19 protein-coding genes are annotated in these 18558 nt (G+C 61.7%); 3 read left to right on the top strand and 16 right to left on the bottom strand.

From position 1 onward, the window contains the following. Positions 1-13: 13 nt before the first annotated feature. The 5 genes from ACTXGA_RS23400 to ACTXGA_RS23380 form a co-directional block, all read right to left on the bottom strand. Entirely contained in the window at positions 14-1588 is a 1575-nt protein-coding gene (locus tag ACTXGA_RS23400; RefSeq protein WP_443397137.1) for a sulfatase family protein, read from the bottom strand. Further along, on the bottom strand, positions 1585-3516 hold the full coding sequence (locus tag ACTXGA_RS23395; RefSeq protein ID WP_443397136.1) for a TRAP transporter permease: 1932 nt from the start codon (positions 3514-3516) through the stop codon (positions 1585-1587). Before ACTXGA_RS23395 ends, ACTXGA_RS23400 begins: the two co-directional genes overlap by 4 nt. Positions 3517-3593: 77 nt before the next feature. Further along, positions 3594-4601 carry a TAXI family TRAP transporter solute-binding subunit gene (locus ACTXGA_RS23390; RefSeq protein ID WP_443397135.1) on the bottom strand — a complete coding sequence of 336 codons (1008 nt, stop codon included), beginning with the start codon at positions 4599-4601 and terminating at the stop codon, positions 3594-3596. A 67-nt stretch (positions 4602-4668) separates the two neighbouring features. Next, positions 4669-5661 (bottom strand): LysR substrate-binding domain-containing protein, encoded by a 993-nt coding sequence (locus ACTXGA_RS23385; protein WP_443397134.1) that lies wholly within the window; start codon positions 5659-5661, stop codon positions 4669-4671. A 494-nt stretch (positions 5662-6155) separates the two neighbouring features. Then, positions 6156-6674 carry a TetR/AcrR family transcriptional regulator gene (locus tag ACTXGA_RS23380; RefSeq protein WP_443397133.1) on the bottom strand — a complete coding sequence of 173 codons (519 nt, stop codon included), beginning with the start codon at positions 6672-6674 and terminating at the stop codon, positions 6156-6158. Positions 6675-6877: 203 nt separating this feature from the next. Between ACTXGA_RS23380 and ACTXGA_RS23375 the strand changes: the two genes are divergently transcribed. Next, on the top strand, positions 6878-7774 hold the full coding sequence (locus tag ACTXGA_RS23375; RefSeq protein ID WP_443397132.1) for a DUF1499 domain-containing protein: 897 nt from the start codon (positions 6878-6880) through the stop codon (positions 7772-7774). Positions 7775-7795: 21 nt separating this feature from the next. Beyond that, positions 7796-8335 (top strand): ricin-type beta-trefoil lectin domain protein, encoded by a 540-nt coding sequence (locus ACTXGA_RS23370; RefSeq protein WP_443397131.1) that lies wholly within the window; start codon positions 7796-7798, stop codon positions 8333-8335. A gap of 218 nt (positions 8336-8553) precedes the next feature. Here ACTXGA_RS23370 and kce read toward each other — a convergent pair whose 3' ends face one another. From kce to ACTXGA_RS23320, 10 genes are all read right to left on the bottom strand, one after another. Then, positions 8554-9489, bottom strand: a complete 936-nt coding sequence (kce, locus tag ACTXGA_RS23365) for a 3,5-dioxohexanoate:acetyl-CoA acetone transferase (RefSeq protein ID WP_443397130.1) — start codon at positions 9487-9489, stop codon at positions 8554-8556. Between the two features lie 3 nt (positions 9490-9492). Further along, on the bottom strand, positions 9493-10518 hold the full coding sequence (locus tag ACTXGA_RS23360) for a branched-chain amino acid ABC transporter permease (RefSeq protein ID WP_443397129.1): 1026 nt from the start codon (positions 10516-10518) through the stop codon (positions 9493-9495). Next, the gene (locus ACTXGA_RS23355) at positions 10515-11378 is read right to left on the bottom strand and encodes a branched-chain amino acid ABC transporter permease (RefSeq protein WP_443397128.1); all 864 of its coding nucleotides are present in this window, start codon (positions 11376-11378) and stop codon (positions 10515-10517) included. Before ACTXGA_RS23355 ends, ACTXGA_RS23360 begins: the two co-directional genes overlap by 4 nt. 1 nt (position 11379) lies before the next feature. After that, positions 11380-12087, bottom strand: a complete 708-nt coding sequence (locus tag ACTXGA_RS23350) for an ABC transporter ATP-binding protein (RefSeq protein WP_443397127.1) — start codon at positions 12085-12087, stop codon at positions 11380-11382. Further along, on the bottom strand, positions 12080-12808 hold the full coding sequence (locus tag ACTXGA_RS23345) for an ABC transporter ATP-binding protein (RefSeq protein WP_443397126.1): 729 nt from the start codon (positions 12806-12808) through the stop codon (positions 12080-12082). Before ACTXGA_RS23345 ends, ACTXGA_RS23350 begins: the two co-directional genes overlap by 8 nt. A gap of 55 nt (positions 12809-12863) precedes the next feature. After that, positions 12864-14138 (bottom strand): ABC transporter substrate-binding protein, encoded by a 1275-nt coding sequence (locus ACTXGA_RS23340; RefSeq protein WP_443397125.1) that lies wholly within the window; start codon positions 14136-14138, stop codon positions 12864-12866. Between the two features lie 55 nt (positions 14139-14193). Further along, a complete protein-coding gene (locus ACTXGA_RS23335; protein ID WP_443397124.1) occupies positions 14194-15102 on the bottom strand; it encodes a 3-hydroxyacyl-CoA dehydrogenase family protein in 909 nt (302 codons plus the stop codon). Positions 15103-15126: 24 nt separating this feature from the next. Continuing rightward, entirely contained in the window at positions 15127-15924 is a 798-nt protein-coding gene (locus ACTXGA_RS23330) for an SDR family NAD(P)-dependent oxidoreductase (RefSeq protein ID WP_443397123.1), read from the bottom strand. Positions 15925-15939: 15 nt separating this feature from the next. Then, positions 15940-16227 carry a cupin domain-containing protein gene (locus ACTXGA_RS23325; RefSeq protein ID WP_443397122.1) on the bottom strand — a complete coding sequence of 96 codons (288 nt, stop codon included), beginning with the start codon at positions 16225-16227 and terminating at the stop codon, positions 15940-15942. Positions 16228-16351: 124 nt separating this feature from the next. Further along, complete coding sequence (locus ACTXGA_RS23320; RefSeq protein ID WP_074838878.1) at positions 16352-17188, bottom strand: cyclase family protein; 837 nt, start codon at positions 17186-17188, stop codon at positions 16352-16354. A 162-nt stretch (positions 17189-17350) separates the two neighbouring features. Between ACTXGA_RS23320 and ACTXGA_RS23315 the strand changes: the two genes are divergently transcribed. After that, a complete protein-coding gene (locus ACTXGA_RS23315) occupies positions 17351-18166 on the top strand; it encodes an IclR family transcriptional regulator (RefSeq protein WP_443397121.1) in 816 nt (271 codons plus the stop codon). 39 nt (positions 18167-18205) lie between these two features. On the opposite strand, the gene ACTXGA_RS23310 is transcribed toward ACTXGA_RS23315, so the two are convergent. Next, a partial coding sequence (locus ACTXGA_RS23310) for a hypothetical protein (protein WP_443397120.1) occupies positions 18206-18558 on the bottom strand: 353 nt, incomplete at its 5' end.

The following is an 18558-nucleotide window of genomic DNA, read 5'->3' as shown; positions in this document are numbered from 1 at the left end:
CGCCAACCGCGCATCAGGCACGCCCCGTCGGCATCGGTGAACGATCCACATGCGCCAGTTCGGCCCGGATCAGCCTTTCCAACAGGCGGACTTTTTCTGTCTGGATCTCCGGCGCATCCCAGAGGTTACAGAACTCGCCGGGGTCAGCGTCCAGATCGTAGAACTCGCCCCAGTCCATGTCCTGCAAAACCGACAACCGGTAGCGGGCGTCGCGGATCGTGTGGATGTTTGGCGGCACACCGATCTCATCCATCGCCTTCTGATGGGCATATTGCACGAAGGCTGCGTCGCGTGCTTTCGGCCCGAAGAGATCGAGTCCCTGCATCCCGAAGGCTGGCTCGATCCGGGCGCGTTCGAGAATGGTTGTGCCGATATCCTGGGTCTGGCCGATGCGGTCGCTGCGCATGCCCGCTTCGCCCTCGGGGTCGGCCCAGAGGAAGGGCACCCGCGTGATCTGCTCATATTGCTCGGCGCCCTTGAACAGAAGGCCGTGATCGCCGAGGTGATCGCCGTGGTCGGTAGTGAAGATCTCCACCGTCTCATCCGCGCGGCCCGAAGCCTTCAAAGCCGCCTGCACCTGGCCCACCGCGTCGTCGATCATGGTGATCATGCCGCAGGTCAGCGCCTGCGCCTCCTGCGCCTCGCGGGCCGAGCAGCCGACGGCGTTCATGCCGTTGAGGTTTGCGCGGCCCTCATGACGGGTCTTCTGGACGCCCGCCACATGCGGCGGCGGGGTCCAGTCGTCGCGTCGGAATGCCTCCGGCACCGGGAAGTCTTCGGGGTCGTACATATCCCAGTACTTGCCCGGCGGATTGAAAGGGTGGTGCGGGTCGGGCCAACTGACCATCAGGAAGAACGGTTCTTCGTCGTCCTTGTGAGCTTCGATGTACGCCGCCGCGCGCTCCGCGATATAGGTCGTCGAGTAGAGCTCCGCCGGGACAGCCGTGCGCACCGCCTGCGGGCAGGTGTAGTCGTGCGGCAGTTGGTTCTCGGGGCCGATCAGGCTGGCGGCCTCCGGTTCGCGCTCCAACAGCCAGGCGGTGTAGTCGCCACCGATATGGTCGCCGTGTCCTGTCACCAATTCCACATGATCGAAGCCATAGAACGGCGTCGGCACCCTGGGTTGCGGGCCGGACCAGAAGTCGGGCTCTTCGACCTTGTAGATCGGAGCGTCCAGATCGTGCCGCACCGCTTCCGCAAGCGCGCCATTGGCCCGGAAATATCCGTCGCGCGCAGGCGGGATCTTTGTTGTCGCTGGCGCGCCGGTAAAGGTTTGCAGGTGGCTCTTGCCGATCAACGCGGTGTTGTATCCCGCTTCCTTCAGCAATTCGACAAAGGTCACGTTTTTTCGGCTCAGCGGAACGCCGTTCATTGTCACCCCATGGCTGGACGGCATTCGACAGGTCACCAGGCTGGCGCGATTGGGCATGCAGACCGGGCTGGCGACGTAGAAGCTGTCAAAGGCCACCCCGCGCGCGGCGATATCGTCGATATTGGGCGTTTGCAGGATCGGGTGGCCATAGCAGCCCAGGTAATCGGCGCGGTGCTGATCGGTTACGAAGAGGATGAAGTTGGGGCGCTTGTTCATGCCGCCGTCTCCTTGGTCTTGGGGGCCAGCGAGTAGCGGTACGCAACCAGCGCCAGTCCGACGGCAAGGCCGCCCAGTTCTGCGAAGGTCATGGGGGTCAACAGCGCAATGGTCACACCGAGCCGCGCCAGACGCTCCAAAAGACTCAGCTTGCCCCGGTCAAACCCGATCAGCGCGCTGGTGCAGAAGTAGAGCGCCACCAGCAGGAAGAAGATCGCCGGGATCACCACTGCCAGGTCCGTCTCGCCGATGCCCAGGAGCAGCGCATCGTCGAAAGCCCAGGCAAACGGGATCAGGAACATCATCGCACCGATCCGGGTGGAGGCCACGGCCGTGGCAATGGGCCGTCCGCCAGAGACCGAGGCCGCGGCAAAGGCAGTCAGCGCCACGGGCGGCGTGATTCCGGCGGCGACGCCGAAGAAGAAGACAAACATATGCGCCGCCAGCAGATCCATGCCGAAGCCCTGCAGAGTCGGGCCCATGACCGAGATGATCGCGATATAGGCGGGCAGCGTCGGCATCCCCATACCGAGGATGATGCAGCCCGCGGCGGCGATCAGCAGTGCTATTAGAAGCGAGTTTCCCGAGGCTGTCGAGAGCAGCACAGCAAAGCTGGTGGGCACGCCGGTGGCCGACAGGGTCGAGACCACGATGCCGACGATGGCGATGGCCACGGCGAGTTGCCCGATGGTGCGGCCACCATCCGCCAATGCGGCAATCAGCATCTGCGGCTTGCGGCGCACTTCAGGGTTGATGAAGCTGAGCGGCACCAGCAGCAGAATTGCAGCAATCGAGGCACCTGCCGCAGACAGCCCGCTGACCAGCAACCAGACGATCACGAAGATCGGGCCGAAGACCAGAATCATGTTCACCCAGTCCTGCAGCGCCGGCGGCGGAACGTCGACGTCATCGTCGTTGACTTGGATGTCGAGCTTCTGCGCCTCGAAGTAGACCGCGAGGAACAGCGACAGGTAATAGGCCACCGCCGGGATGATCACCGCCAGCACTACGGTCAGGTAGCTGACACCGACGATATCGGCCATGACAAGCGCCGCGGCCCCCATGATCGGCGGCAGGATCTGCCCGCCGGTCGAGGCCGTGGCCTCGACCGCACCGGCGAAATTGGCGTTGAAGCCACGCTTGCGGATCATCGGAATGGTGACGACGCCGGTGCCGACCACGTTGGCCACTGCAGAGCCTGAGACGGTGCCAAAGAGCGCCGAGGCGAGGATCGCGGCATAGGCAGGCCCGCCCTTGAACTTCTTCATCAGGTGGAAGGAGATGCGGATCATCGACCCGCCCGCGCCGCAGCCCTCGAGAATTGCGCCAAGTATGATGAAGGGCAGCACCGTGGTCAGCACCACGCCCATGATCGAGCCGAGAATGCCCTGGTCGCTGTCGTACCAAATATTGGCTGAAATGGTGTCGTAGATGTCGGACGGCGCTGTTCTCAGCGGGCCGGGCCAGTATTGTCCGGTGGCGAGGTAGAGCAGCGCGAGGCCGCCGAGAATGGCAATTGGCGCGCCCCAGAGGATCCAGCAGGCCCAGAGCGACAGCGCGGCGGCGGCGAGCGCCACGTACATTTCGCGCGGCCCGAAGAACAATACCGAGTTGGCGATGATCTGGCCGATCCGGTAGTAATCGTAGCAAACATAGCTGACGACGACCGCGGCCGCGGCATAGGCCGCCAGGTGCAGGGGAGACAGCCGCCCGCGGTCCGCCCGCCGCTCGGCGTCGCCGGCCAGGAAGACCAGGATCGACAGCCAGTAGAACAACGGCCGGAACCATTCCACCGCGAAAGGTCCTATCCGCGGCAGCACATCGTAAGTGGGCATGACGTTGGCAAGGCCGGACAGGGCAATGATCAGCCCGATGGCATAAACGGTATACCCGGCGATGCGCGCGGCACCGGTCGAATGGGGGGGCATGTCGGTCTCCTCGAGGGGATCGGCTTGGGGGCTGGGGTGGCCGGCCGCGGGGAGCGGTGCGGCTGGCCGGGGGAGGATCAGGGCATCAGATCGGCAGGGATCTCGATGCCAGCCTCCTGATAGTAGCGCAAGGCGCCCGGGTGCAGTGGTGCGTTCATCCCGGCAAAGGGCTTGCTCGCATCTATCGACCGCATCAGCGCATTGGCGTTCTTCATTGCGTCGAGGTTGGTCCAATAGGCCTTGGTCAACGCGTAAGCCGTGTCGTCATCCATCTCTGCGGTGACGCTCATCATCATGGCGGAGGCGGTGGTCACAAGGTCCTGATCGCCGTTGGATTGGCCAGAATAAGTGCCTGCGGGAACCACGGATTCGAACTGCGCTTGCTCGGTCAGGAACTCGGCCCAGTCTTGCGATGCGCGAACCTCGTCTGAGACGCCGAGAATGCGAATGTCGCGTTGCAGGCTCAATTCATTCAGCGCTTGACTGCCGACCGCAATAGAGCCGATGTACACGTCGAACTGTCCATCCTGGAACGACTGCTGCGCGGCACCCCACGGTGCCTTGATCCCTTCGTAATCGCCGTTGTCAACGGTTAGACCGCCCGAAGCGAGCCGGATCAGCGTCTGGATTTGGTCGCTGGCCGCTCCGGCCGGGGGGCCGATGAAAACCCGCTTGCCAGCCAGATCATCCCAATCCTCGATCCCGCTGTCGGCCCAGACCACGGCCTGGAAGGTTCCCGCCGGAAACGCAAAGAGTGCGCGAACGTTTTCGGCCATCTTCTTGGCCTGATCGCCCTGCTCCTTGTAAGGGCCGACGCCGCGCGACATGGCGCCATAGGCATTAGGCGGCACAACTGCCATGTCGATCCGTCCCGCTGCCAGTTTCAGCGCTGACCGCGTCAGCGTCTGCCCGAGTACCACCTGGAGCGAGATGCCTTCTTCGGCCGCAAATTGGGCGTAGGTCTGTGGTACGATGCCGGTGAGCGAGGCCGCGCCGCCGCCTTCAAGGCTTAGCGTCTGGGCCTGCGCCAGGGTTGCACTTGCAGCCAAGGCTGCCGCGGCGAGAAATCCTTTGAATCGGTACACGTGTGAGTCCTCCCATACACTGCGTCTCGGGAGAGCTTGCCATATCGAATATGCGGCGGGAAATTCATTATCGCCGATCTAATATACCACTTTTGGTATCCAGTGGGGTGTTCAGGATCGTTTGCACGAGGTGTTGCGCTTCGGGCCCCAGACGCAGGTCAGGATTTGTCGTCAAACCCACCGGGCCCCGCATCGCATCGGTTCCAATCTGAAGTTGAACGAATGCACGGCTTTCCAATTCGGCCTGAACGACACCACGGGGGATCACTGCCACGCAGTCCGTCCGGCTAATATAGGACCGCTGGAAATCGGACGAGGTGGTTTCCACCACGTCGGGTAATTCGGATACTCCTTGCCCCGACAAAAACCGCGACAACTCTTGCCGGATGATCGTGCCGTCCGGTGGCAGCAAGGTCGGAAAGGTCAAAGCCTCCTGCAACGTGGCCCGCCCTTCGGAAAGCGGATGCCCCGCACGCACAACAAAAACCAAGGGCTCATCGAAAAGTGCCCGAAAAACCAGTCCGCGCATTTCTTCGCTGGACGACAGCCTCCCTATCACGAAATCGGTCTCGCCGCGTCGGAGGCTGCTCAACAGGTCGGCGTTGGTCCCAGGGGTGACCCGCACCTTCACGCCGGGATACTCGCCCTTAAAGGTCTGCACGATGGCAGGAAGGAACTGGGAACACACGTTCGGCAAGGCCCCGATCCGTACGATCTCGTCCGACAAGATCTCTCCCGTGACGGAGCGCACGCCCTGAAATATTTGCAGCAGGCCGGATTCCGTCGCTTCGAGGAATGTCCTCCCGCGCGGCGTCAGTTCCGCGCCCCTGGTAGAGCGGTCGAACAAGTCGTGCCCGAGAACCTGTTCAAGCTCGCGGACGCTGCGGCTGACCGCGGGTTGCGTCAGGCCAAGATCCTCGGACGCGAGCACGAAACTTTTCTTTCTGGCCACAGCCACGAAACACCTAAGCTGGCGAAGCCTGACTTTCTTGGACGTCGCAAGAAGATTCTGCATCAGTTGGCATCCCCACTGGCGTTCTCCGCCTTCTTCATAGCTCATTGGGTATACAGAACCAGTCGGATCCGTGCCCGTCCCAAACAATAGCCTATGAGTGCCGATTGCCCATCGCACCAAGAGACTTGGCAACACCTGCGAAGAACTTGGCAGATAGGCCCCGCGCGCTTCAAATAGGACGCCGCATTGCAGATAGCAGAGGAACACAAATCGGGCTCACGCAAACGTCAGATTTGTTCCTGCCAGCCGCAGGATTTGCAACTGCGGCGAATCCCCCGCTTCCCGACATGATTGTCGAGCTTCGCACCGGCGACGCGATCGGCCCAATCCGGACATTAGACATGAACTCCCTATACTGCAGCGCAGCGAGCCAAGCCTGCCATTCGCTACAATTGCTCGATACCGGCAGGTGCGGAGTGCGTATCGGCTGACGTACCTGCCATATTTTGGTTGCCTTCCCGCGTCCCGATGATGATCCAGTTACCGAATAACTGCAGTGCCAATTGGCCTGCTGCCGGTTTCGTGGACGGCAACAGAAGCTAATCGGCGGAGCGTGCCAACAGTCGGGATGCGCTGATCATTCCCTCCCAGACGATGTCCATAGCCGTGCCAAGAGACAGGTCATCTTCGTGCTCCCAAAGAAAGATCGCCCGGCCTATCGCGTCGGTGCTGCTGCTGGCGAGGGCGGCGGCGGTTTGGCGATCTTTCACGCGATGGCACAGGCACTCCGTGAGTTCGCCGCGCGCCACGATCAGAAAACCTTCGAGGATGCCCCGCGCCTTTTCGTTCGAGCGCAGGATCTTGCCGACCATCCTGAGAACAGGTTCATCCTTGGCCAAAGCCTCCATGTGCCGGTCGAAGAATTGCTTGAGATCGTCTGCCAGTTCGCCACTTCCGTCGCGCAGGGCGTCCTTGTCCGCCTCCCGGAATGCAGGCGGCGCCCCGATCGCGGCGGCCTCCTTGTTCGTGTAGTAGTTGAAAAAGGTCCGCGGGCTAACACCTGCAGCAGCAGAGATCTCCTCCGTGGTGATGTTTTCGAGCCCGTGCCGAACCGCCAATTCCAGTGTCGCCAGCTGAATATCGCGCGCGGTTTGCTGCCTTCGCCTCTCTCGTAACGAAACTGTCATCTCCCAAAATCTTGCGTTGTGTGCAATATTTGCTCACAAGGCACCAAAATCGCCGGGCAGTCAATTGTCGCGAACCGGACGAAGGCCTGCATTTGGAAAGTGTTTGGCTCGGTGCTTTTCCGACGGGCTCCCCGATGATCGCAAACGACACGGCGCAGGTCTGGGCAAGACTGAAGATTGTCACCGACGCCTGTGCATCCGCGACAGGGCGGTCGCGCGGCTGGCGGCGCAAACGCAATGAAGACAGATGCGCAGCCAGGCTGGCCCGCGCGACGAATACAGGTGGTGAAAGGCCTAAGGAACTGATGAAACATTCTGGAAAAATCGCCCTTTTCATCGCCGTTCTCGGCGCTGTAGGCGTTGCACTGATGCTGTTTGGCGCACGCCTGGGACTGTGGCAGCCGATCACCGGATTCGGGCTGTATCGAACCTATTTCAACCCGCTGGCGATGGTCGTTGCTGCTGTGGGCCTGATCGCATTGATCATACACTTCGTGCGCAAGGAACGCGGTGGCATGCTGGCGGGCGGTCTTGCCGCGCTTGTCGGTCTGGCCCTTCTCGCGCCGCTGGCCGCATCCACGCTTAACCCGCCGCAGCGCGCCGCGCCGATCCACGACATCTCGACCGATATCGCCAATCCGCCCTTGTTCGAAGTGCTCGATGACACTCGCGACGGCGCTCGTAACACGCTCGACTACGGTGGCCCCGAAGTGGCTGCGGCCCAGGCCAAAGCCTATCCCGACATCGCCCCTCTGGAGACCAATCTGGACGCCGGCGATGCTTATGAACGCGCCTTGACGGTGGCCCGCGATATGGGGTGGGAGATCATCGCCGACGACGTGGAACGCCGCCGGTTCGAGGCAACTGCCCGCACCTCCGTGTTTTACTTCGCCGATGACGTTGTGGTGGTTGTGACCCCGCAAGGTGACGGAAGTCGTGTCGACATGCGCGGCGTATCGAGAGTTGGCCGCAGTGACCAAGGCGTCAATGCCGCCCGCATCCGGGCCTTCCAGCAGCAATTTCGACAGTGACCCTTTGGAGGGGATCAACCGATGAAAATCAACGCCTCAACTTTCGCCGTCCTGTTTGCCACCTCGATGAGCCTCGCGTTCCCTCAGTTGTCCCTCGCCGAAGCGCCGGGGATCAAGACCGCAGGGCCAGTGATCCACCTTGCTGAAAATCTCGACGAGGAAGCCATGCTCGGCTGGTGTATCGATACCGAAGGCCGGGGCCTCAGTGACCAACTGCACGCGCATTCCTGCAAGCCGACTGGCGACGACGTGTTGTTTACCTACGCGGCGGAAAGCGGCAGGATTCAATCGGCGACCTACGACGGCATGTGCATGGTCTACACCGCGCCGGACAATGTAGAAAACCCGTTTGGCCTGGTGGCTTGCGATGAGCAGGACCCTAAACAGGCCTTTGCCTATGATGCGACCAGCATGGAGATGCGCCTGGCCGCCGATCCGGCGCAATGTGTAACGGTCTCTGCAACCATTGACGACGCCGGTCCGTTCCAATCCCGTGATCTGATCCTCGCAGCGTGCGATGAGCTGGATCCGAGCTTCAAGCAATGGGTCGTCAAGGACTGATCGGGCGAAAACTCTTGCCGGAACCATTTCGGTTTTTTCGGCGTGGCGAGTTCGTCCTTTTCCAGATTGACCGGGGGACTCTCGCAGTCACCCCCGGTCTCTTTCATCACGATCCGAACCCGCTTCAAACAGCGTGAAAACGGTGCCTGCTACAGGTGCAAACCGGTGAGGCCTTTCAGCTTCTTATCCGGTGGCTGTATGCACGGCATGGTCTGTGCTCAGAAATTCACGCGGTCGCCGCCCTTCAGCGCGAGGATCTCTCGCGCCTCGTCGGGCGTGGCAACCTCACAGCCCAGATCCTCGACGATGCGGCGGATCTTGGCGACTTGGGCGGCATTCGACTCCGCCAGCTTACCGCGCGAGATAAAGAGACTGTCCTCCAATCCCACGCGCACGTTGCCCCCCATCTGGCTGGCGGTGGTGGCAAGATTCATCTGCGATCCACCCGCGCCCAGCACGGACCAGCGGTAGTCGTCGCCGAACAGCCGGTCGGCGGTGCGTTTCATGAACACCAGATTGTCGACCTCCGGGCCGATCCCGCCGAGGATGCCGAAGATGAACTGGATAAACACCGGTGCCTTGAACAGCCCGATATCCATGCAGAATTTCAGGTTGTAGAGGTGGCCAACGTCGTAGCATTCATGCTCGAACTTGATGTCATGCGGGGCCAGCGTTTCGGCGGCCTCCTTGATGTCACGGAATGTGTTGCGGAAAATGTTGCCGTCGGAGTTGGCGACGTAATCCTTTTCCCAGTCGAACTTCCAGTCGTCGTCCTTGTAGCGGTTGGCGAGCGGATGGAACGAAAAATTCATCGACCCCATGTTCATCGAACACATCTCGGGGGAAAAGGTCTTGGCCGGGGTGATCCGATCCTGAATCGACAGCGACAGCGACCCGCCGGTCGAGATGTTCACCACCGCATCCGTCGCCTGCTTGATCCGCGGCAGGAAGGGCTGGAAATCCTTGACGTCGACCGACGGCGCGCCGGTTTCGTTGTCGCGCGCATGCAGATGCAGGATCGACGCCCCGGCCTCGGCCGCGTCCATCGCCTGTTGCGCGATGTCGTCATAGGTGAAGGGCAGCGCGTCCGACATGGTGGGCGTGTGGATCGCCCCTGTGATGGCGCAGGTGATGACGGTTTTCTGGCGTGCCATGGGTCAGGCTCCTTTGGATTTCTCAGCGTTCACGACGCGGTAGCCAAGCGGGAAGAGTTGCAGATCGAAACGGTGCCGGATGAAACCCCAGACTCCCTGCGGCGCCTTCAGCATCACGACGATGGCGACAAGGCCGAGGACCATGAGGTAGATGGTGCCAAGGTCTGCCAGGGTTTCGCGCAGCAGGAAAAAGATCAGCGTGCCGATGATCGGGCCCTCGATCGTGCCGATGCCGCCGATCACGACGATGAAGATCACGAATGCGGTCCAGTCGTTCACGCTGAATGCCGCATCGGGCGAGATCCGCAGCTTTTGCAGAAAGATCAGCGCGCCCACCATGGCAGTCATGGCCGAGGTGACGACATAGACAAAGAACTTGGTGCGCCAGATGTCGATGCCCAGCGAGGCCGAGGCCAGTTCATTGTCGCGGATCGCGGTAAGCGCCAGCCCTTTGCGCGAACGCAGGAGCAGGTAGACGGCTGTGACGACGATCAGCGCCGCCCCCAGCGCCAGCCAGTAGCTGAGCGCCTCACGCGCAGAGCGGCCATCCGCCATGGAACGCACGATGGCCGTGGGCAGCGATGTGCCGGAGCCGCCTCCCAATGCCGAAACCTGCGCGAAGCTCAGCCGGAAGACCTCGGCCATGACCCAGGTGCCGATGGCGAAATAGGCACCGCGCAGGCGGAAGATCAGCGCCGCGACGGGGATCGAGATCAGCGCGCCCAGCACGCCCGCCAGCGCGATGGCGACCAGCGGCGGCAGACCGGCGAAGATGGTCAGCGCAAACAGCATGTAACCGCCAAAACCCACATAGGCCTGTTGCCCGACAGAGACCAAACCGGCGTAGCCCGCCAGCAGGTTCCACAGCGAGGCCAGCGCAAGGTAGAGAAAGATCTCGCCCATCAGCCGCATATCGGCCCGGCCCGCCCAGTACGGCGCGGCGATCAGGATCACCACGATCAGCGCGCCCAGCACAGCGGCGACCTTGGCGGCGTTGGAGGTACGGCTTATCCGAATATCTGTGTTCATCCGCTGATCCTCGGGAATAGGCCGTTGGGTCGCACGGCGAGAATGACAAGAAAGGCGATATGGCCTGCCAGCAATTGCCAGCCGGGGTTGATCGTGGCTCCCACGGTCTGGGCCACGCCAAGGATCACGCCCCCAATCAGCGTGCCCCAGAGGTTGCCCAGACCGCCGATGATCACGGCCTCGAAACCGAAGATCAGCCTCCCGCCTCCGACTGAGGGGTCAAAGCTGGTGCGAATGCCCAACAGGATCCCCGCCACCGCCGTCACCGCCAGCGCCAGCGCCATGGCCAGCCCGAAGACATGGCGTTTGTTCAGCCCCATAAGCTGCGCGATGTCTTGATTGTCCGACGTGGCGCGGAAGGCGCGGCCCAACGGCGTGTGATAGAAGGTCCATTGCAGCCCCGCGATCACCGCGATGGCGATGCCAAAGGTCAGCAGCGGAAGCACACCCAGCGACAGCGGGCCAAGCGCCACAGAAGCGGTCTCCAGCGCGCCCGCGTCCATCTTTTGCGGATCGGCGCTGTAGCCTTCCAGCAAGGCGTTTTGGATGATCACTGACAGGCCAAAGGTGACCAGCAACGGCGGCAGGATATCATCGCCCAGGGTATGGTTCAGCACCGCCCTTTGGAGCACATACCCGATCCCCGCCATCGCGGGAACAACCACGATGAGCGCCACCAGCGGATGCACCCCCAGTGCCACGGTCGTGGTCAACCCCAGATAGGCGGCCAGCACGATCAGGTCGCCGTGCGCGATGTTGACCAGCCGCATGACCCCGAAAATCAGGGACAGCCCGGCAGCGAACAACGCATAGAGCCCGCCCAGCAAGGTGCCCTGAACAACTGCGTTCACGAAATCCATCTCATTCCACTCCGAAATAGGCGCGCGCGATGTCTTCGCGCGATACGGCGTCGGATTTGCCTTCCAGCGACACCCGGCCCTCTTGCAGGCAATAGACGCGGCTTGAGACCGCCAGCGCCTTGGTGATGTCCTGTTCCACGATGACCGCGCTCATGCCGCCGCCGACGATGCCGGGCAGCGCCTTGTAGATGTCGCGGATGATCACCGGCGCGAGGCCGAGGCTGATCTCGTCGAACATGATCAATTCAGGGTTCGACATCAGCGCGCGCCCAATGGCGACCATCTGCTGCTGACCGCCCGAAAGAGAGGTGGAGGCCTGCGCCTTGCGCTCTTCGAGGATGGGGAAGAGGTCGTAGACCTTGCGGAGATTCCACGGGCCTTTGCGGTTGACCCGGCCGCCGATCATCAGGTTTTCCTCGACCGAGAGCGACGGGAAAAGCTGGCGCCCTTCCGGCACCATCGCAAGCCCCATTTGGGCAATCACGTCCGGGCGCTCTGTGCCGATGGTTTTGCCGCGGAACCGCACGTGCTCGGGTTTGTTGCCGATCAGCCCGGAGATCGAGCGCAGGAGCGTGGTCTTGCCCGCGCCATTGGCGCCAATGATGGCCAGGACTTCGCCCTCGTTGACGGCCAGATCGATTCCGTAGAGCGCCTGAAAGTCACCATAGAAGGAATCCAGGCCGCTGAGTGTCAGGATCGGTTCAGGCATCGGCTTCAATCCCCAGATAGATTTCCTGCACCTCGGGGCTGTCCATGATCGCCTTGGGCTCGCCCTCGGCGATCTTTTTGCCAAAGTCGATCACGATCAGCCGCTCGACCACCGCCATCAATGCGTGCACCACATGTTCGATCCAGATGATCGAGACCCCGCTTGCGTGGATCGACTTGATGGTGGCGATCAGCGAGGTGCATTCCGCCTCGGTCAGCCCGCCCGCGATCTCGTCCAGCAGCAGCAGGCGCGGTTTGGCGCAGAGCGCGCGGGTCAGTTCAAGCCGCTTGCGGTTCAGCAGCGTCAGCCCCCCGGCGCGGTCATTGGCCTTGCCCAAAAGCTCGGTCTGGTCCAGCACGTCGATACACAGCCGCTCCGCCTCGCGGCCCGACAGCCCCGCCGACTGCGTCGCCGCAACCATGGCATTTTCGAAAACCGTCATGTGCGTAAAAGGCTGCGGCACCTGAAAGCTGCGGGCAATTCCTGAGCGCGAGCGACGGGCCGCACTGTGCCCTGTGATGTCCTCGCCGGCAAAGGTGAACCGACCGGAGTCGGGCCTGAGCGTGCCGGTGATCAGGTTGAACATCGAAGTCTTGCCAGCGCCGTTTGGCCCCAGCACGCCCAAAGCCTCACCTTCGTTAAGCCCATATGTGAGGCTGTCAGCGACGGTCACCGCGCCGAAGGACTTCGACACGCCGTCAAGTTGCAGAATCTGCGCCATCGGGATCTCCGGATGAACAATGTCGGGCGGCGGATCGCTCCGCCGCCCCTTGCGGTCAGAGCAGTTTCAGCTCTCCGGTCAGCGGGATCTCCGGTGCCGCCGAATTGGCCACGATCTTGAGGTCAAAACCGTCGCCCTCTTTTTGCCACTGGCCCGCCACCAGCGGCGTCTTGGTGACGTTGTTGATCGGGCCATTGGACCAGTCGACCGGGCCGACGATGGTGTCGAGCTTGGTCTCGGGGATCGCGGCGGCGATGGCCTCGTAATCCTCAAGATCCTCGGCGCGTTTGACCACATCCGCCACCACTTCGAACAGCGCGTGTTTGAAGCCGATCGGCTGGGTCCATGGACGACCCGACGCCGCCGCGTACCCCTCGGCAAGCTCTTTGGCGGACGCGCCGGTCAGGGACGACGCGAACGGGTGGTTGGGAGACCACCAGACTTCGGAGGAGAGCCCGTCTCCACGCTCGCCGAGGGATTCGATGACAGAGGGGAACAGCAGCGCCTTGCCGATGGTCACGATCTTGGGGTTGAAGCCCTGCTGTGCCGCCTGCGCCCAGAAGGTGGCGAAGTCCGGCGCGATCATGTTTCCGGTGACAATCTCTGCCCCTGCTTCCTTGAAGGCGTTGATGTAGTTCGAGAAATCGTCGGTCAACGGCTGGTAGCGCCCGGGATCGGTCAGGTCGTAACCGGCAGCCGCCAGCGGCTTGGGAAGACCAAGCTCTGCGTCCCCCCAAGCATTGCCATCCGCGTCGTTCGGGAACAGCCCGCCGACGACCTTTGCCACACCGGAGCTGTCCCACATGTCGAGGAAGGCGCCGATCACGTCTTCGAGACCCCAGAAGAAGTGGTAGGTGTAGTCAAATCCCTGCCCCGGCACGCCGTTGCGGCCAAAGAAATAGGGCTGCCACGGGCAGTCGGTGGTGATGCAGGGCACCTCGTTGATTTCCGCCTGATCAGCGACCGGGTTCACGGTGTCGGGGGTCGAGGCGGCGACGATGATGTCTACCTCGTCGCCGAGGATCAGGTCAGCGGCCACTTCGGCGGCGCGGTTCGGGTTCGACTGGCTGTCCTTCGAGATGATCTCGATGTTCCAGGTCTTGCCGTTGTTTTCGATACCAGCGTTGAAGTGGTCCTGGATCGCGGCCAGCACGTAATCGTCGGCCTCGGCAAAGCCTGCGAGCGGCCCTGTGCGCGGGCTGACATGACCGACCTTCAGCGTCGGATTGGCAGCATAGACACGGGTGCCGTGCAGGATCGCGGGGGTTGCCAGCATCGCGGCGCTTCCGGTCAGGAACCCGCGGCGTGTGGGGGTCAGCAGTTTCTTCATGGTTTTCTCCTCCTCCCGGCCTCCCCGCCGGGTTTGTTGTGAAGTCAGGGCTGGTTCAGTCGTCGAGAATACCTTCGAGCCGGGTCAAGTGACGACCGACGCGAGCGCGTACGTCGTTGGCTTCGTCTTCCGTCCATTTTCGGAACCCTTCACCGGATTTCATGCCCAGCTTTCCGTCCTTGACCAGCTGTTCGAGGTAAGGCGATGGGCCTTTGCGGCTTTCGAGGTCAAACAGGACGTTCTCGTGGATATCCAGCGTCAGATCGGTGCCGACCAAATCGGCGTTTTCCAACGGGCCGAGCACGGCCAAACGCCGCCCGAAACAGGATTTCACAACCGTATCAACCGCTTCGGCGTCACAGATGCCACGTTCGACAAGGCTGATCGCCTCGCGCCACAGCGCGTGTTGCAGGCGGTTGCCGATAAAGCCCGGCACATCCTTTTCCACCATCACCGGAGTTTTCCCGGCGCTGGCCAGCAGCGCCATCATCCGGTCGGCCACATCCGAGTCGGTCCATTCGGTCTTGATCACTTCGACCAGCGGGATCATGTGCGGCGGGTTCCACCAATGGGTGCCAAGCGCGCGTTCGGGGTGTTTCAGCCCGTCCATGATCTTGGTGATCTGGATGACAGAGGTGTTCGACGCCAGCGCCGCGCCCGTGGGCGCATGCGCTTCGACCTCGGCGAAGATCTGGCGCTTGAGGTCCAGCTTTTCCGGCGCTGCCTCAAAGACGAAATCCGCGTCGCGCACGGCGACACTGACCGAAGAACACAGCTCGATCATCTTCAGCACACGGGCAATTTCGGTCTCCTTTGCACCGAGAACCTTCAGACTGTCGGAAATCCGCTTCGGCGCACTATTCAGCGTCTCTGAATGTGGGTCGGTTATTGTCACATACTGCCCGGCACGGGCCAGGGTCAGCGCGATGCCATGCCCCATCAGCCCGGCACCGATCACGGCCATTTGTTGATTCTTGGGAACCATTATTCAGCCCGCCGTATAGCCACCGTCGGCATAGAGAATATGCCCGGTGTAAAAGTCGGATGCCTTGGAGGCGAGGAACAGCAGCGGCCCGGCAAGGTCCTCGGGCTCGCCCAGACGCCCTTTGGGTACGCGGGCGAGGAACCCGGCGCGCACGGTCTTTGCCTTTTCGTCGTCGCCGAACATCCAGGCTGTCAGCGGGGAACGAAAAACCGTCGGCGCAATGGCGTTGACGGTGATACCGGTGGGGCCCAGCTCACAACCCAGCGCCTTGACGATGCCATCGGTCGCGGCCTTTGAGGCGCAATAGGCGGTATACCCCGCCGGGTGGCCAAGCAGCCCCCGTGCGGAAGAGACAAGGACGATCTTGCCCCCCTCGCCCTGCGCCTTCATCTGCCCCGCAGCGGCCCGCGCCAGCAGCCAGCTTTGCGTGACATTGGCATCCATAACCGAGGTAAAGGTCTCCGGCGCCATATCGTTGATCAGCGCGACCTTGTTCATGCCCGAGGCAACCACAAGGATATCAAGCTGCCCGTAGGCCTCGACGGCCTGCGCCACGAGGCCGTTGCAGGTCTCTTCGTCCGAAGGGCGCGTGTTGATGGCTGTCACCTCGGCCCCTATCTCGCGGCACTCAGAGGCGATTTCGTCCAGCGCTTCCTGATTGCCCGCCACCAGAACCAACTTAGCTCCGGCACCTCCAAGGACGCGTGCAGCCACCATGCCGAACGCGCCAGACGCCCCGGTAATCAGCGCCACCTTGTCCTTTACGTCGAACATCGAAAGAGGGTTCGTCAGTGCATTCATGGCTCAGGCCTCCGGTCAGGATTCGGACGGATAGGGGATGACAACCAGCATCTTGCAGGTGTCGTTGGAACGGTTCTCGATCTTGCGAACCTCGCCGGGGGGGATGGTGCAACTGTCCAAGCGGCCAAGGACAGTTTCCTCGCCATCGACGATCACCGTCATCTCGCCTTCGAGCACGACATAGACCTTCTCAAAGGGCGTACTGTCGGGGCCCGCGCCGCCGCCCGGCAGAAACTGGCTAAAGCCGATCCATTGGTTTTTTGGTCCACCCTCTTCAAAGCCCTGCAGCCGCAGCCAGAACAACCAAAGGTGTTTGGCCGCTTGGTGGGCCTCCCCTTCTTTAAAACTTTCCCCATGCAGGGCCCCCCCCCCGCCCCCCCCATTTTAAAAAGGCCCGCGGCCCACCGGGGGGCCAGTCGGGGAGTGTTCAGAACTCAGCGCCGTCGTCGATGCGGAAGCCCTGCGATTTGTCGATCATCGCAACGAGGCGGATGATGCAGCCATCACCACGATCCCAGTTCCACGGGAAAAAGGCGAAGGTGCAGCGTTTTCCGGTGACCGCGTCCAGGTCGCCGCCAACGTTCTCAATGCCCAGAATACCGTTCTTGAACAGGATGTTGTGCACCGGCTCCCACTCGGGGAAATCATCTTTCCAGTCATTGCCGCCGGACCACTCGCGGTATTCCTCTTCAAGGTGCGGCAGCAGCGGGCCATTGCGCTGCGGGCCGATCGCCGTGGCCAGCGGGTGGTCGTTGGCCTGGGTGTCGTGGCCCACGACCTTGACGCCCTTTTCAACCATCCATTCAGCGGCCGAGGAGACCAGACCAGGGCAGTAGGCAAAGTAGTCGCCATCTTCGTAATCATGGTGCCAGCCGGTGTTGATGATCAGCACGTCGCCCTTGCGGATCGCGTGACCGCAGGCTTTCTCCAGGTCTTCGCCGGTGATCGGCTCCCACTTCTTCTTGGGGATCGACACGACAAGGCCGGTACCAAAGAAATGCGGCAGCGGCACTTCGTCGATAAAGGGCGTGCCCTGCACCACGTGGGCCGGCGCGTCGATGTGGGTGGTGGCGTGCATCGTGGTGGTGATGCGCTGGCTCAGCACACCTGACTTGGCCATGTAATGGATACGTTCGATCTTGGTATCCTGAAAATACGGCCAGTTGGGGTTCTGAAACCCAAAGCGGTGGCTGAGGTTGTAGAACTCCAGACCCATGTCGTTGTCGGTATTTGCCTGAAACTCGATTCCGCGGATCTCGACCATCGGATGCACCTTCTCTGTTCACCGGCGAAAGGCCGGTGTCGGATTGAATGTCTATGCAGGAAGCTCCTCCCCCTGTCCCGAATTACGGTACATATCGACCGCCATACGGTCAAGAATTACTTGCGATACGGTTGACTTGCACCGCATTGCGATACATACCGAGTGAACGGTATTTTCCACCACTTGAATGATCAAGAAAGGTTCTGGCGCTACATGGCTGAAGAAAATGACAAAAAAGACCGTTCCGGCATTCAGGTCATTGCGCGCGCTGCGGCAATCCTGCGCGTACTGAAAGAGGAACAAAGCGGACTCAGCCTTGGTCAGATCGCCCGCCGCGTTGACCTGCCCCGCTCCACGGTACAGCGAATCACGGGGGCCCTGTCCACAGAGCGGTTCATCATCCAAGACCCGAACGGTGGCGGTATCCGGCTTGGCCCGGAACTGGGCGCCTTTGCCGAAGCGGCGAATTTCAACATCGTGGAACGCTGCCGCGCGATCCTGAACGACGTCACGCAGAAGACCGGTGAAACAACCGATCTCGCGGTGCTACGCAACGGCGGCATGATTTTCCTCGACCAGGTGCCAGGGCTGCACAGGCTTCGAACCGTATCTTCGGTAGGTGAGGTTTTTCCGCTGACCACCACTGCCAATGGCCTCGCCTGCCTTGCGCTGATGCCCGAAGAGGAGGCGCGGCACCTGATCGATCAGGAAACCGCCGGCGGATTGGCAGAAGATGATTTGCAGGCATTGTTGGCCAAGCTGGCCGATATCCGCGCAACGGGGTTGGCCTATGACGTTGACGAACACACCGCAGGAATTTCAGCCGTGGGGTTTGCATTTCGCGACCTGAGCGGGAACTACCACGCAATTTCGGTTCCGGTCCCGACGATGCGCTATGCCAGCATCAAAACCCGCCTTGAATCCGCGCTCCGCGAAGCACGGGACAAAGTTCAGGCGGAGTTTTCGTTCGAGCATTAGCACAGCTTCTGCGGCGAGAAATCCGAAATTCCACAGAGATCAAAACGTGCTGGAAAGGCTCTGCAAATTCCTGTTTTCCGCCAACTGGACGTCGGCTCCCTGATATTGCTGGAATTCATTGCAACAGCAGCGAATGATCGGGCCCCTGATCTTGTGTTCAGAGATCAGACGAGCAGTATTTGCTTTGCCGAAGGTCCGCTTTTTCAGTCCGCGCAGTTTCCTGCTGCATTGCAGCGAAGGTCCACTGTCCTGAAGGTTTTTCGAAGCGGGCCGCTGCGTGACGGCGGGGGTCCTGCGGGCGTCGGCCCGCGTTGACAAACCTCGGAAGGAGGAAGCCGCGGGGGTCGTGGCGCTGACTATGGGGAAAGTGCACTGCGGGTGATTGCGAGGGT

Source organism: Antarctobacter jejuensis (genome assembly GCF_052266595.1).
Lineage (GTDB): Bacteria > Pseudomonadota > Alphaproteobacteria > Rhodobacterales > Rhodobacteraceae > Antarctobacter > Antarctobacter jejuensis.
Note: the sequence above shows the minus strand (reverse complement) of the source record. Positions and strands in the feature narration are given on the sequence as shown.

Excerpts from the sequence above, each read along its gene's own strand:
- ACTXGA_RS23400 (WP_443397137.1), bottom strand. The coding sequence starts at position 1,588 with ATGAACAAGCGCCCCAACTTCATCCTCTTCGTAACCGATCAGCACCGC.
- ACTXGA_RS23395 (WP_443397136.1), bottom strand. The coding sequence starts at position 3,516 with ATGCCCCCCCATTCGACCGGTGCCGCGCGCATCGCCGGGTATACCGTT.
- ACTXGA_RS23385 (WP_443397134.1), bottom strand. The coding sequence starts at position 5,661 with ATGAGCTATGAAGAAGGCGGAGAACGCCAGTGGGGATGCCAACTGATG.
- ACTXGA_RS23375 (WP_443397132.1), top strand. The coding sequence starts at position 6,878 with ATGATCGCAAACGACACGGCGCAGGTCTGGGCAAGACTGAAGATTGTC.
- ACTXGA_RS23370 (WP_443397131.1), top strand. The coding sequence starts at position 7,796 with ATGAAAATCAACGCCTCAACTTTCGCCGTCCTGTTTGCCACCTCGATG.
- kce (WP_443397130.1), bottom strand. The coding sequence starts at position 9,489 with ATGGCACGCCAGAAAACCGTCATCACCTGCGCCATCACAGGGGCGATC.
- ACTXGA_RS23360 (WP_443397129.1), bottom strand. The coding sequence starts at position 10,518 with ATGAACACAGATATTCGGATAAGCCGTACCTCCAACGCCGCCAAGGTC.
- ACTXGA_RS23355 (WP_443397128.1), bottom strand. The coding sequence starts at position 11,378 with ATGGATTTCGTGAACGCAGTTGTTCAGGGCACCTTGCTGGGCGGGCTC.
- ACTXGA_RS23350 (WP_443397127.1), bottom strand. The coding sequence starts at position 12,087 with ATGCCTGAACCGATCCTGACACTCAGCGGCCTGGATTCCTTCTATGGT.
- ACTXGA_RS23345 (WP_443397126.1), bottom strand. The coding sequence starts at position 12,808 with ATGGCGCAGATTCTGCAACTTGACGGCGTGTCGAAGTCCTTCGGCGCG.
- ACTXGA_RS23340 (WP_443397125.1), bottom strand. The coding sequence starts at position 14,138 with ATGAAGAAACTGCTGACCCCCACACGCCGCGGGTTCCTGACCGGAAGC.
- ACTXGA_RS23335 (WP_443397124.1), bottom strand. The coding sequence starts at position 15,102 with ATGGCCGTGATCGGTGCCGGGCTGATGGGGCATGGCATCGCGCTGACC.
- ACTXGA_RS23330 (WP_443397123.1), bottom strand. The coding sequence starts at position 15,924 with ATGAATGCACTGACGAACCCTCTTTCGATGTTCGACGTAAAGGACAAG.
- ACTXGA_RS23320 (WP_074838878.1), bottom strand. The coding sequence starts at position 17,188 with ATGGTCGAGATCCGCGGAATCGAGTTTCAGGCAAATACCGACAACGAC.